Here is an 11,662-nt window from a genome sequence, read left to right on the forward strand (position 1 = left end):
TGACCCGGTTCACCCGTACGGCGCGCCGCGCGAACCCGGACCACCGTGCGGGGGCCCTTCCTTCCGCGCCGGGCGAGCTCCTGCCCGCCCACCGTGCCGGGCACGCTCACACGTGGTCGGCGCACTTCCCGCCGTGGTCGCAGAAGGGGGCGTTCCCCGTGCGCCCGCAGCCGCACAGCATCACCCGGGTCTCCCGCCGGGCGCCTTCGAGGGTGTCGATCTCCAGGTCCCCGCGCAGATGGAGTACGCCGTCGGCGTGCAGGGAGACATGGGTCGGCGTATCGGGGACCTCGTCCGGCAGGCCGTCGGTGCGGTGGTACTGGAGGGCGCCGCTCGGGCAGCGCTGGATGACGTCGGCCACCTCGTCGGCGGAGGCGTTGGCCGGCATGATCCACGGCTTGTGCCCGACCTCGAACACGGTGGGCAGCCCGTGCACGCATTCGGCGGCGTGCAGGCAGCGGTGGGCGTCGTAGCTGACGGTGATGCCCTCGCCGTCGTACGACCGGGCGGCGGGGTGCGGGGGCGGTTCGCTGGTCACGCCTCCACCCTCACCCCGGGCGCGCCGCCCCGCTACTCGACGGCCCGGGTCCCGCCGCGCGCCGAACGGACCCGGTCCCGCCGCGCCTCGGCCGGACGGGACCGTACCGCTGCTCGGGCAGGCCGGACGCGGGATTCATGGGGATGACGTGGGCGCGCCGTGTTGCCCATGTGAGGCCGCTTTCTTTTCTTTTTTGCAGTGTGACTAATATCTATGTGTCGAAGTTCTCAACGGAATTGACCAGTCGTGAGGCTGGCACCCATCGTCAAGGAGCATGCCCTGCGCACGCGCGCGTCTCGGCGGACCGACTCGACCACCATGTCGTTGCGGACAGCCCTGCTCGTACTGGCCATCGTCCCCGGTGTCGCACTGGCAGCCCTCTGGGCCGTCACCAGTGGACAGACACTGCTCGACTTTCAACGCCAGGCAGCCCAGGGACAGTTGGCCGAGAAAGCCGGCCAACCGTCCAACATCGTGTACTACAACCTGCAGGAGGAGCGGCGGCTGAGCGCCGAAGCCCTGGCCGCCTCCGGAGGTTCCACCGAGGCCCTGGACCGTCAGCGGGGGCTCACCGACGACGCGATCGACACCTTCCAGTCGGTCTCCGACGTGTCCACCGACGACGCTCCCGCGGAGGTCCGTGACGCGGTCGGCAAGGCCCGCGAAGAGATCAAACAGCTGCCCGCCCAGCGAACTCTGGTCGACCAGGGCGACAACAAGCAGCAAACAGTGGTGTACGACTACTACACCGACCTGATCGCCGTGGACCTCAAGCTGTTCTCCGCGCTCAGCCATGTGGACAACGGCAAGGTGACCACGCTGTCGCAGCCGCTCGTCGACCTGTTCTGGACCAAGGAGATGATCTCCCGTTCGGACGCGATCCTGGCCCGTGGCTGGCCCAAGGGAAAGCTGAGCGTCGAGGACCTCCAGCAGCTGCGCGGGGAGGTCTCCGCCCAGCCCTTCCAGTACGGCACCAAGGTCCTTCCCTACCTGCCCGACGACGAGCGGTCGATGTGGCAGGAGATCACCGACAGCGAGGCGTGGAAGGCCAAGACCGCCGTCGAGGAGAAGGCCCTGCGGCCCGCCACCCCCGACGACGCCGGAATGGTGGCCCTCGACACGGAGCACAAGACCTGGCGTCAGGCGATGGACGACCTCACGCCCCAGCTGGTGGAGCTGCTGGAGCACCGCACCGCGATGGTCGTCGAGCAGGGCAAGGGGACCGTCATGTCCCTGCTGCTCAAGATGGCGCTCACCACCGTGATCGGTCTGGCCGCCGTGATCGCGGTCATCGTGACCACCTGGCGCCTCACCCGCACGCTGCGCCGCCGGATCGGCGGTCTCCAGGAACGGGCCGAGGAGCTGGAGAAGACGCTCCCCGAGGTCGTCGAACGGCTGGGCCAGGGCGAGAAGATCGATGTCGAGGCCGAGGCCCGCGCGATCGAGCCGGACAACCGCGGCGGTGCGTCCGACGAGCTCACCAAGCTCGGTGACGCGCTGAACCTGGCGCGCACCAGCGCCCTCAACGCCGCGGTCAGACAGGCCGACCAGCACCGCGGCTTCGAGCGGCTCCTCCAGCGCATCGCCCGCCGCACCCAGCAGCTGATCGGCCAGCAGCTGAAGAAGCTGGACGAGCTGGAGCGCAAGCACGAGGACCCCGAGGTACTGGACGGGCTGTTCGACCTCGACCACCTCACCGCGCGCCTGCGACGGTACGAGGAGAACCTCGTCATCCTCGCCGGAGGTGCCCCGCACCGGCGCTGGCGCAAGCCCGTACCCCTGCTGGACGTCATGCGGTCCGCGCAGGGCGAGGTGCAGGACTACCGCCGTGTGGTGCTGGATCTCGACGGCACCCCGTGGCTGGCCGAGCGGGCCATCGGCCCGGTCTCCCATGTGCTGGCCGAGCTGATCGAGAACGCGCTGAGCTTCTCCCGGCCGCCCAGCCCGGTCGAGGTCCGCGCCGCCAAGGTGAGCCGGGGCCTGGCCATCGAGGTCGAGGACCGCGGTCTCGGGATGGACGAGAAGCAGCTGGCCGAGGCCAATGAGCTGATGAGCCGGCCGCCCCGGATGGACGTCCTCGCGCACGCGGACGACATCCGTCTCGGCCTCTATGTGATCGCCCGCCTCGCGGACCAGCACGGTCTGCGGGTCGAGTTCCGGCCGTCCGCCTTCGGCGGTACGCGGGTCGTCGTCCTCGTCCCCGACGAGCTGACGGTCGCCGATCCGTCCGCCGGTCCCGTCGGTGTGCCGCCGGTCGCCGCGCTCCCCTCCTCCCCGGGCCGGACCGCGGCGTCCACCGCCGCTCCGGGCGCCCTGCCCACCCGCGTCCAGGGCAGGGCGCTGGCCGGGGTCACCGCCCTGGTCGACCACGCCGCCGCCCGCGCGGAACGCGGCGAACGCACCGAACGCACCGGTCAGCCGGAGCAGCCGGACGGGCGGGACCTGCCGGGCCGGTCCGAGCAGCCCGAGCAGCCCCCGCAGGCCGATCCGTTCGCCGCCCCCGGGCAGCCGTACACGACCCCGCAGGACCCGTACGCGCCGGTCCCACAGCCGTACGCCGGCGCCGAGGGCACGTACTCCGTCCCGGAGCAGCCGTACGCGTCCGCCGAGGAGACGTACGCCTCGCCCGACGAGCCGTACGCGCCGTCGGAGCAGGCGTACGGACCGGCCGGGCAGCCGTACGTGAGCGCCGAGTCCGCGTCCGCGTACCCGCCGCCGGGGAACCCGTTCCCGGTGGAGGCGAACCGCTACGGCGGCGCCGAGGACCCGTACGCCGCGCCGGAGCAGCCGTACATGACGGCAGCCGGGCAGTACCCGGTGCCGGGTCACCCGTACGCGTCCGCCGAGGACCCGTATCCCGCGCCGCCCGAGCCGTCGTACCCGCAGACCTACGCGGAGCCGTCGTACCCGGAGCCGTACGCGGAGCCGTCGTACCCGGAGCCGTACGTGGAGCGCGACCCCGTCACGCCCCCGCTCCCGGTGCAGTCGGAACACCCGGCCCTCCCCCCGGCACCGGCGCTCGCGGAGTCCGGTGGGGAGCCCCCGCTCCCGCGCCGGGTCCGCCAGGCCAGCCTGGTGGACGAGCTGCGGATCGATCCGGCAGCCCGGCCCGCCGTGCCCAGGCCCCCGAGCTGGGACGAGAACCCGCTGCTCCGGCCGGCCCCGCGTCGGGCCGGAGCCGCCATCGGGGCGTTCCAGCGGAGGTCGCGCGCGGCACGCGCGACCGAGGAGCCGCCGGCACCGCCCGTACCTCCCGCCTCCCCCTTTCCCACGAGAGAAGAACGGTCATGACACGCACAACGGCCACCCTCCAGGATCTCGACTGGCTGCTCGACGGATTGGTGGACTCGGTGGCCGAGACGCTGAACGCCGTCCTGCTGTCCGACGACGGACTGGTGGTGAGCCATTCGCGCACCATCGAGCGGGCCGACGCCGAGCGGCTGGCCGCCATCTGCACCGGCCAGCAGAGCCTCGCCCGGGGGGCCGGCCAGCTGTTCAACGGTGGTTCCGTCCACCAGGTCATCGTCGAACTGGCCGACCTGTGGCTTTTCATCATCACGGCGGGCCAGGGCACCCATCTGGCCGTGGTCGCCTCCCAGGAGGTGGACGCCGAGGTGATGTCGCTGGCCATGCACAACCTGGTCCAGCAGGTCGGCCAGAAGCTCAGCGCCCCGGTGCGCGGTGACTTCGACGCCTTCGGTACCGGGGACGGGCAGCGGGTGTGACGCCCTACTGGGACGAGGAGCCGGAGGAGGACGGCGCGGGCACCATGGTCCGCCCGTACACCATCACCCGGGGCCGGACCGCTCCCGAGCGGGACGACTTCACCCTCATCACCGTGCTGACGACCGCGAACGATCCGCGGGACATCCACGGTGTACCCCTGCGAGCGGGCAGGCTCCAGCCGGAGCACCGCATGATCCTGGACCGCTGCCGGCACTCGGCCGCGGTCGCCGAGGTCTCCGCCGACCTCGATCTGCCGGTCTCGGTGACCAAGATCCTGCTGGCGGATCTGGTCTCCCAGGGCCTGCTGCTGGCCCGTGCCCCGCTGTCGGTGGCACGGGCGTCCGGCGGGGCCCGCATGGGCCTGCTGGCCGCTGTACGTGACGGACTCCGGAGACTCTGAACCAAGATGACAACCCCTCAGACCGCGCCCAGCGCCGTCAAGATCCTCATAGCCGGCGGCTTCGGCGTCGGAAAGACCACCCTGGTGGGCGCCGTCAGCGAAGTGGCGCCGCTGCGCACCGAGGAGTACCTGACCAAGGCCAGCATCGGAGTGGACGATCTGGCCGGTGTCGGCCAGAAGGACACCACCACCGTGGCCCTGGACTTCGGGCGGATCACGGTCAGCCCCGAGCTGGTGGTCTACCTCTTCGGGACCCCGGGCCAGGAACGCTTCTGGTTCATGTGGAACGACCTGGTCAACGGGGCGCTCGGTGGCGTCGTGATCGCCGACACCCGGCGGCTCGACACCAGTTTCGCCTCGATCGACTTCTTCGAGAGCCGGGACATCCCGTTCGTCGTCGCGATCAACTGCTTCCACGGTCACAACACCCGTACCAAGGAAGAGATCCGGTCCGCGCTCGACCTCGATCCGCATGTTCCGCTGCTGATCGGCGACGTCCGGGAGCGGCCGTTCGGGCGCGATGTGCTGCTCGCGCTGGTGGACCACCTGATGAGTCTGCCCGCGGCGGCCGGCTGACCGCCGCCCCTCCTCCCCCGTACCTCTTCTCTCTCACCTTTCGTATCGGAGATCCGAGATGGCATCACCCCTGCGCGTACTGATCCACGGCGGCGGGATCGGCGGGCTGACCCTCGCCGTCGCGCTGGCCCGTCGCGGTCACACCGTCGAGGTCGTCGAACTGCGTGACGAGCTGGACGCGCTCGGCGTCGGCATCATCCAGCCCTCCAACGCCCTGCATGTCATGCGGGAGATCGGGGTCCTCGACGACTGCGTGAAGGCGGGGTTCGAGTGGGAGGTGCTGACCATCTGCGACCCGGCCGGTGCCACGCTCGCCAAGATCCCGCAGCCGCGGATGGGCGACGCCCCCTCCAACAACGGCATACCGCGCCCCGCCCTGGCCAGGGTGCTCGGCGACGCCGCCGCCGCTGCCGGGGTGCCGATCCGCTTCGGTACGACGATCGGCGAACTGGCCGACGACGGCTCCGGCGTGGACGTGACCCTGTCCGACGGCTCGGCCGCCCGCTGGGACCTGGTTGTGGGCTTCGACGGCATCGGTTCGCCGCTGCGCACCCGGCTCTACGGCGACCGCTTCCGCCCCGAGTACACGGGCTTCGCCAACTGGCGGGTCACCGTGCCCCGTCAGCCCGAGGTCCAGGGTGTCGTGATGAGCACGGGCAACCAGGCCGCCAAGGCGCTGCTGACCCCCATCACGGACGAACTGATGTATCTGGGCGCGGTGTTCGCCGAGGCCGAGGACTTCCGGCCGGACCCGGAGCGGGCGCACGAGCAGCTCGCGGAGCGGCTCGCCGGATTCACCGGCCCGGTCGCCGAGGCGCTGCGGCATGTCACCGACCCGCGGGCCGTGGTGTACTCCCGGATCTCCCAGGTGACGGTCGAGGAGCCGTGGCACGTGGGCCGGGTCGTGCTGGCCGGTGACGCCGCGCACGCGAGCACCCCGCATCTGGCGCAGGGCGCGGCGATGGCCGTCGAGGACGCGCAGGTGCTGGCCGAGTCGCTGGACGCCGAGGACGGCGTGGCCGCCGCGCTCGCCGCCTGGGAGGCCCGGCGCCGGCCGCGCGCCATGTGGGTGCAGGGCATGTCGCGGGCGATCCTGAAGCAGGAGACCGGCAACGCGACGACGCCGGAGGAGGACGAGCTGCTGAAGGTCGGGATCCCGGGCGCCGCGCACGTGCTGGTCAAGCCGTACTGATCCGCGGTGCGCGCGTGAGGTCGTCCGCCGGTGGGCGGGCCCGGTCCGACCGGGCCCGCCCACCGGCGCGTTCGGGGCCTCACGGCAGCACGGCGATCCCGTCGAGTTCCACCAGGGCCTGTTCGTCCCAGAGCCTGACCGCCCCGATGACCGCCATCGCCGGATAGTCCCGCCCGGCCAGCCGCCGCCAGACGCGGCCCAGTTCGGCGGCGTGGGCGCGGTAGTCGGCGACATCGGTGGCGTACACGGTGACCCGGACCAGGTCCGCCGGGGCGCCGCCCGCCGCGCGCAGGGCGGTGAGCAGATTGGTGAGCGCCGTCGCGAACTGCTCGGGCAGGGTGCTGCCGGTGATCTTGCCGTCCGGGTCGAGGGCGGTCTGTCCGGCGAGGAAGACCAGCTGACCGCCGGTGGCCGTGACGGCGTGCGAGAAGCCGGTGGGCGGGGAGAGTTCGGCCGGGTTGATCCGTTGGACAGGGCTCATGCGGGCGGCTCCGGGGTCGGGCGGGCGTACAGCTCCTTGGCGATGATCGTGCGCTGCACCTCGCTGGCGCCCTCGTAGATCCGGGGTGCGCGGACCTCCCGGTAGAGGTGTTCGAGGAGGTGGCCGCGGCGCAGGGCGCGGGCGCCGTGCAGTTGGACCGCCGCGTCGACGACGTACTGCGCGGTCTCGGTGGCGTACAGCTTTGCCATGGCCGCGCGCCGGGGTACGCCCGGTTCGCCCGCGTCGTGGGCCGCGGCGGCCGCGTACACCAGGAGCCGGGCGGCCTCGGTGCGGGTGGCCATCTCGGCGACCTGGTGGGAGACCGACTGGAGGTCCCTCAGCGGGCCGCCGAACGCGGTCCGCACGGCGGTGTGGGCCAGGGTCGCGTCCAGGGCGGCGCGTGCCATCCCGACGGCGAAGGCCCCGACGCTCGGCCGGAAGAGGTTGAGGGTGTTCATCGCGACCCGGAAGCCCCGGTCCGGTTCGCCGAGCATGTCGTCGGCGGTGACGGGTACGCCGTCGAAGTCCAGGGCGCCGATGGGGTGCGGGGAGAGCATGTCGAGGGCCGTTCCGGTGAGTCCGGGGCGGTCGGCGGGGACCAGGAACGCGGTGACGCCACGGGCCCCGGCGTCCTTCGTCGTGCGGGCGAAGACGGTGTAGAAGTCGGCCTCGGGGGCGTTGGAGATCCAGCACTTCTCGCCGGTCAGCCGCCAGCCGTCCGCGGCGGGCTCGGCGGCGAGGGACAGGGCCGCCGCGTCGGAGCCCGCGCCCGGCTCGCTCAGCGCGAAGGCGGCGACGGCCCGGCCCGCCCGCACCTCGGGGAGCCAGCGTGCGCGGTGGGCCGGCGTGCCCGCCTGGATGATCGGCGAGGTGCCGAGACCCTGGAGGGCGAGCGCGGTCTCGGCCTCGGTGCAGCCGCGGGCCAGGGATTCCCGGAGCAGGCAGAGGTCGAGGGCGCCGGAGCCCAGCATCCGCCCGAGCAGGCCGAGTTCCCCCAGGGCGGCGAGGAGCGGGCGGTTGACGTGGCCGGGGTCGCCCTTCTCGGCGAGCGGGCGCAGCTGCTGATCGGCGAGGGTGCGCAGCTCTTCACACCAGGCGGTTTGTGCCGGATCGAGGGAGAATGCCGTCATACCGGCGCCTCTCTTGTCACGTCTTATCGCGGACCGTTGACTACCGTCACTCAAACGATACGCTCCAGAAGCGACAAGGGGGCGATCCTCGATGGAGCCGAATTCCTCGCCGAGTACGCATGTGTCCACTTCCCGCGCCCGCGCCGCGAGCGGGCACACCGACACCTTTTCCCGCGACCATCTCCCGCCGCCCGACCAGTGGCCCGAGTTGGTCTTCGACCGCAACGAGCTGAGCTACCCCGACCGGCTGAACTGCGGGTACGAGCTGCTCGACGCCACCATCGGCCATCTGGGCCCCGACCGCCCCGCCTTCCGCACCGGCGACGGCACGGTCTGGAGCTACGGCGAACTGCGGGACCGGGTGGACCGGATCGCCCATGTCCTGACCAGCGATCTGGGCGTCCTCCCCGGCAACCGGGTGCTGCTGCGCGGCCCCACCACGCCCTGGCTGGCCGCCTGCTGGCTCGCGGTGATGAAGGCGGGCGCTGTCGCCGTCACCGTACTGGCGCAGGCCCGTTCCCAGGAGCTGGCCACCATCTGCGCACTGGCCGGGGTGAGCCACGCGCTGTGCGATGCGCGGTCCGCCGACGATCTGCTGAAGGCACAGGTCACGGAGGTGCGGATCACTCTGTACGGAGGGGACGCGCCGGATGATCTGACCCGTCTCGCCGAGGCCCGCCCCGGCCCGTACGAGCCGGTGGACACCGCCGCCGACGATGTCGCGCTGATCGCGTTCACCTCGGGGACCACCGGGCGGCCCAAGGGCTGTATGCACTTCCACCGCGATGTCCTGGCCGTCGCGGACACCTTCTCCCGCCATGTGCTGCGCCCCGTCGCCGACGACGTGTTCGCCGGAAGCCCGCCGCTGGGCTTCACCTTCGGACTCGGCGGGCTGGTGATCTTTCCGCTGCGGGTGGGGGCCTCGTCGCTGCTGCTGGAGCAGTCGGGCCCCGGACAGCTGCTGCCCGCGCTCGCCCGGCACCGGGTCTCCGTGCTGTTCACCGCGCCGACCGCGTACCGCACGATGCTCGACCGGCTCGACGGCCACGACCTGTCCGCGCTGCGCCGCTGTGTGTCGGCCGGGGAGAACCTGCCCGCCGGCACCTGGCAGTCCTGGTACGAGCGGACCGGGCTGCGCATCATCAACGGCATCGGGGCCACCGAACTGCTGCACATCTTCATCTCGGCCGCCGACGAGGCCATCCGCCCCGGCACCACCGGGGTCCCGGTACCGGGCTGGCAGGCGCGCGTGGTCGACCAGGACGGCGAGGAACTGCCCGACGGCGAACCGGGCCTGCTCGCCGTCCGCGGCCCCGTCGGCTGCCGCTATCTCGCGGACCCCCGGCAGACGCAGTACGTGCGCGACGGCTGGAACATGACCGGCGACACCTATGTCCGCGACCCGGACGGCTACTTCCGCTACATCGCCCGCGCCGACGACATGATCATCTCCTCCGGCTACAACATCGCGGGCCCCGAGGTGGAGGAGGCCCTGCTGCGCCATCCGGAGGTGACGGAGGCCGCCGTGGTGGGCCGGGACGACGCCCTGCGCGGCCAGATCGTGGTGGCGCACGTGGTCCTGCGGGAGGGTTCCACGCTGTCGGCGGACTCCCTGCGCGCCTATATGAAGGGCACGCTGGCCCCGCACAAGTGCCCGCGCGTCTTCTCGTTCGCGGCGGCCCTGCCGCGCACCGCGACCGGCAAGCTCCAGCGGTTCCGGCTGCGCGACGGGTCCGCCCCGCCCGGCTCCCGGGCCCTAGAGTGATCACGTGGCCGAGCTGCACACCCCCCGTTCCCTGATCGTCACCCTCTACGGTGCCTACGGTCGCGCCCTGGGCAATGCCCCGCTGCCGGTGGCCGAGCTGATCCGGCTGCTGGACGCCGTCGGGGTCGACGCCCCGTCCGTACGCTCCTCCGTGTCCCGGCTCAAACGCCGCGAGCTGCTGGTCCCGGCCCGTACGGCCGGGGGCGCGGCCGGATACGCGCTGTCGGCCGACGCCCGCCAGCTGCTGGACGACGGTGACCGGCGGATCTACCGGCATCCGGCACCCCGGCTCGCCGACGGCTGGGTGCTCGCGGTGTTCTCCGTACCCGAAGCGGAGCGCCACAAGCGGCACTTGCTGCGCTCGCGGCTGTCCCGGCTGGGCTTCGGCACGGTGGCGCCGGGGGTGTGGATCGCGCCGGCCGCGCTGTACGAGGAGACCCGGCACACCCTGGAACGGCTGGAACTCGCCCCGTATGTGGAGCTGTTCCGCGGGGAACACCTCGGTTTCGCCGTGACGCGGGAGTCGGTGGCGCGCTGGTGGGACCTGGACGCCGTCGCCCGGCTCCACGTGGACTTCCTCCAGCGGCACGAACCGGTGCTACGCGCCTGGGAGGACCGGTCGCGGGAGACCGGCGCGCCTGATCCGCGGGAGGCGTACCGCGACTATCTTCCGGCGCTGGACTCGTGGCGTCGGCTGCCGTACGCGGACCCGGGGCTGCCGGAGGAGCTGTTGCCGAAGGAGTGGCCGGGGGGCCGCTCGGCGGAGGTCTTCGGGCTGCTGCACGAGCGGCTGCGGGACTCCGGGGAGTTGTTCGTACGGCGGTGATCCGGCGCCCCGAGGCGGGGCGTACGGGCGGTGGGCGGTGACCCGATGGGCGTACATGCCGGTGATCCGAGGGGCGTGCGGGCGGTTGGCCCGCCGCCGCGCGAAATCCGGGTGCCGCGCGGTCCGCGTGCCCGGCAGGATGAGGCATGACCTGGACCTTCACGGATGACGTAGACGCGTTCCTGGACGCGGCCGGTGCTTCGCTGTCCGCGCACCCCGCCGACAACAACCTGGTGCTGACCGTCACGGCGACGCTGCGGCGCCGGGGCCCGCAGGCCTACGGCGAGGGGGACCCGGTGCTCGGCTGGTGGCGCGGGGCGGACGATGAGGTGGCGGGGACGCTGGTGTGGACGCCGCCGTACCCGCCGATGCTGGGCCGGGTGGCACCGGAGGCGATCGGTCCGCTGGCCGACGCCCTGGGCCCGACGAGCATCAACGCGGACCGGGCGAGTGCCGAGGCCCTGGCCGCCGGGTGGCCGGGCCACCGGGTCGACATGGAGCAGCGGCTTTACCGGCTGGGCGAGTTGGTCCCGCCGTCACCCGCGCCGCCGGGCCGGGCCAGGGCGGCCACCGCCGCCGACCGGGACCTGCTCGTGGCCTGGCATCTGGCGTTCGCGGAGCAGGTCGGTCAGCCGGGCACCCATGCCGAGCGGCTCGTGGACGAGCGGACGGCGGACGGCGGGCTGACCCTCTGGGAGAAAGACGGCGTCCCGGTGTCGATGGCGGGTATCTCGCCGCTGATCGCGGGTGCGGTCCGGGTGGCGGCGGTGTACACCCCGGCGGAACACCGGGGTCGCGGTTACGCGGCCGCGGTGACGGCCGAGGTCGGCCGGGCGGCGCGGGCGGCGGGCGCGGCGGAGGTCCTGCTGTTCACGAACCTGGCGAATCCGACGAGCAACGGGGTGTACCGGCGCATCGGGTTCGAGCCGGTGTCGGACCGGCTGTTGATCAGTGCGGAGGAGCGGCGTTGAACGGGGCCGCCGCCGGGCCGCCGACGAGGGGACGGGGCCGGGGACGGGAGCAGGGGA

11 protein-coding genes are annotated in these 11,662 nt (G+C 72.6%); 8 read left to right on the forward strand and 3 right to left on the reverse strand.

Translation table 11 applies throughout. The features are described from left to right. Positions 1 to 106: 106 nt before the first annotated feature. Positions 107 to 538: a (4Fe-4S)-binding protein gene (locus tag OG413_RS36345; RefSeq protein WP_266812962.1), complete on the reverse strand. Its 432-nt coding sequence runs from the start codon at positions 536 to 538 to the stop codon at positions 107 to 109. Positions 539 to 784: 246 nt separating this feature from the next. Here OG413_RS36345 and OG413_RS36350 point away from each other — a divergent pair, with 246 nt between their 5' ends. The 5 genes from OG413_RS36350 to OG413_RS36370 are packed head-to-tail and all read left to right on the forward strand — an operon-like array spanning position 785 to position 6,432. Beyond that, positions 785 to 3,829: a nitrate- and nitrite sensing domain-containing protein gene (locus tag OG413_RS36350; protein ID WP_266812964.1), complete on the forward strand. Its 3,045-nt coding sequence runs from the start codon at positions 785 to 787 to the stop codon at positions 3,827 to 3,829. Next, complete coding sequence (locus tag OG413_RS36355) at positions 3,826 to 4,263, forward strand: roadblock/LC7 domain-containing protein (protein ID WP_073720868.1); 438 nt, start codon at positions 3,826 to 3,828, stop codon at positions 4,261 to 4,263. The genes OG413_RS36350 and OG413_RS36355 overlap by 4 nt, the downstream gene beginning before the upstream one ends. Before the next feature lie 44 nt (positions 4,264 to 4,307). Continuing rightward, the gene (locus OG413_RS36360) at positions 4,308 to 4,664 is read left to right on the forward strand and encodes a DUF742 domain-containing protein (protein WP_266813308.1); all 357 of its coding nucleotides are present in this window, start codon (positions 4,308 to 4,310) and stop codon (positions 4,662 to 4,664) included. Positions 4,665 to 4,670: 6 nt separating this feature from the next. Beyond that, the gene (locus tag OG413_RS36365; RefSeq protein ID WP_266812967.1) at positions 4,671 to 5,240 is read left to right on the forward strand and encodes an ATP/GTP-binding protein; all 570 of its coding nucleotides are present in this window, start codon (positions 4,671 to 4,673) and stop codon (positions 5,238 to 5,240) included. Positions 5,241 to 5,298: 58 nt separating this feature from the next. After that, a complete protein-coding gene (locus OG413_RS36370) occupies positions 5,299 to 6,432 on the forward strand; it encodes an FAD-dependent monooxygenase (RefSeq protein ID WP_266812969.1) in 1,134 nt (377 codons plus the stop codon). Positions 6,433 to 6,511: 79 nt separating this feature from the next. Here the strand turns inward: OG413_RS36370 and OG413_RS36375 are convergent, their stop codons facing one another. After that, on the reverse strand, positions 6,512 to 6,913 hold the full coding sequence (locus tag OG413_RS36375; protein ID WP_266812971.1) for a RidA family protein: 402 nt from the start codon (positions 6,911 to 6,913) through the stop codon (positions 6,512 to 6,514). Beyond that, positions 6,910 to 8,043: an acyl-CoA dehydrogenase family protein gene (locus tag OG413_RS36380; RefSeq protein WP_266812973.1), complete on the reverse strand. Its 1,134-nt coding sequence runs from the start codon at positions 8,041 to 8,043 to the stop codon at positions 6,910 to 6,912. The genes OG413_RS36375 and OG413_RS36380 overlap by 4 nt, the downstream gene beginning before the upstream one ends. A gap of 91 nt (positions 8,044 to 8,134) precedes the next feature. On the opposite strand from OG413_RS36380, the gene OG413_RS36385 reads away from it, so the two are divergent. The 3 genes from OG413_RS36385 (at position 8,135) to OG413_RS36395 (ending at position 11,605) form a co-directional block, all read left to right on the forward strand. Continuing rightward, positions 8,135 to 9,808, forward strand: a complete 1,674-nt coding sequence (locus tag OG413_RS36385) for an AMP-binding protein (RefSeq protein ID WP_266812975.1) — start codon at positions 8,135 to 8,137, stop codon at positions 9,806 to 9,808. A 4-nt stretch (positions 9,809 to 9,812) separates the two neighbouring features. Continuing rightward, positions 9,813 to 10,634 (forward strand): PaaX family transcriptional regulator C-terminal domain-containing protein, encoded by an 822-nt coding sequence (locus tag OG413_RS36390; RefSeq protein ID WP_266812977.1) that lies wholly within the window; start codon positions 9,813 to 9,815, stop codon positions 10,632 to 10,634. 146 nt (positions 10,635 to 10,780) lie between these two features. Then, positions 10,781 to 11,605 carry a GNAT family N-acetyltransferase gene (locus tag OG413_RS36395; protein WP_266812978.1) on the forward strand — a complete coding sequence of 275 codons (825 nt, stop codon included), beginning with the start codon at positions 10,781 to 10,783 and terminating at the stop codon, positions 11,603 to 11,605. Positions 11,606 to 11,662: the final 57 nt, after the last annotated feature.

The sequence above is a fragment of the Streptomyces sp. NBC_01433 genome (assembly GCF_026340105.1).
In the GTDB taxonomy this organism is placed as follows: Bacteria; Actinomycetota; Actinomycetes; order Streptomycetales; family Streptomycetaceae; genus Streptomyces.

Excerpts from the sequence above, each read along its gene's own strand:
- OG413_RS36360 (WP_266813308.1), top strand. The coding sequence starts at position 4,308 with ATGGTCCGCCCGTACACCATCACCCGGGGCCGGACCGCTCCCGAGCGG.
- OG413_RS36380 (WP_266812973.1), bottom strand. The coding sequence starts at position 8,043 with ATGACGGCATTCTCCCTCGATCCGGCACAAACCGCCTGGTGTGAAGAG.
- OG413_RS36375 (WP_266812971.1), bottom strand. The coding sequence starts at position 6,913 with ATGAGCCCTGTCCAACGGATCAACCCGGCCGAACTCTCCCCGCCCACC.
- OG413_RS36370 (WP_266812969.1), top strand. The coding sequence starts at position 5,299 with ATGGCATCACCCCTGCGCGTACTGATCCACGGCGGCGGGATCGGCGGG.
- OG413_RS36395 (WP_266812978.1), top strand. The coding sequence starts at position 10,781 with ATGACCTGGACCTTCACGGATGACGTAGACGCGTTCCTGGACGCGGCC.
- OG413_RS36385 (WP_266812975.1), top strand. The coding sequence starts at position 8,135 with ATGGAGCCGAATTCCTCGCCGAGTACGCATGTGTCCACTTCCCGCGCC.
- OG413_RS36365 (WP_266812967.1), top strand. The coding sequence starts at position 4,671 with ATGACAACCCCTCAGACCGCGCCCAGCGCCGTCAAGATCCTCATAGCC.
- OG413_RS36355 (WP_073720868.1), top strand. The coding sequence starts at position 3,826 with ATGACACGCACAACGGCCACCCTCCAGGATCTCGACTGGCTGCTCGAC.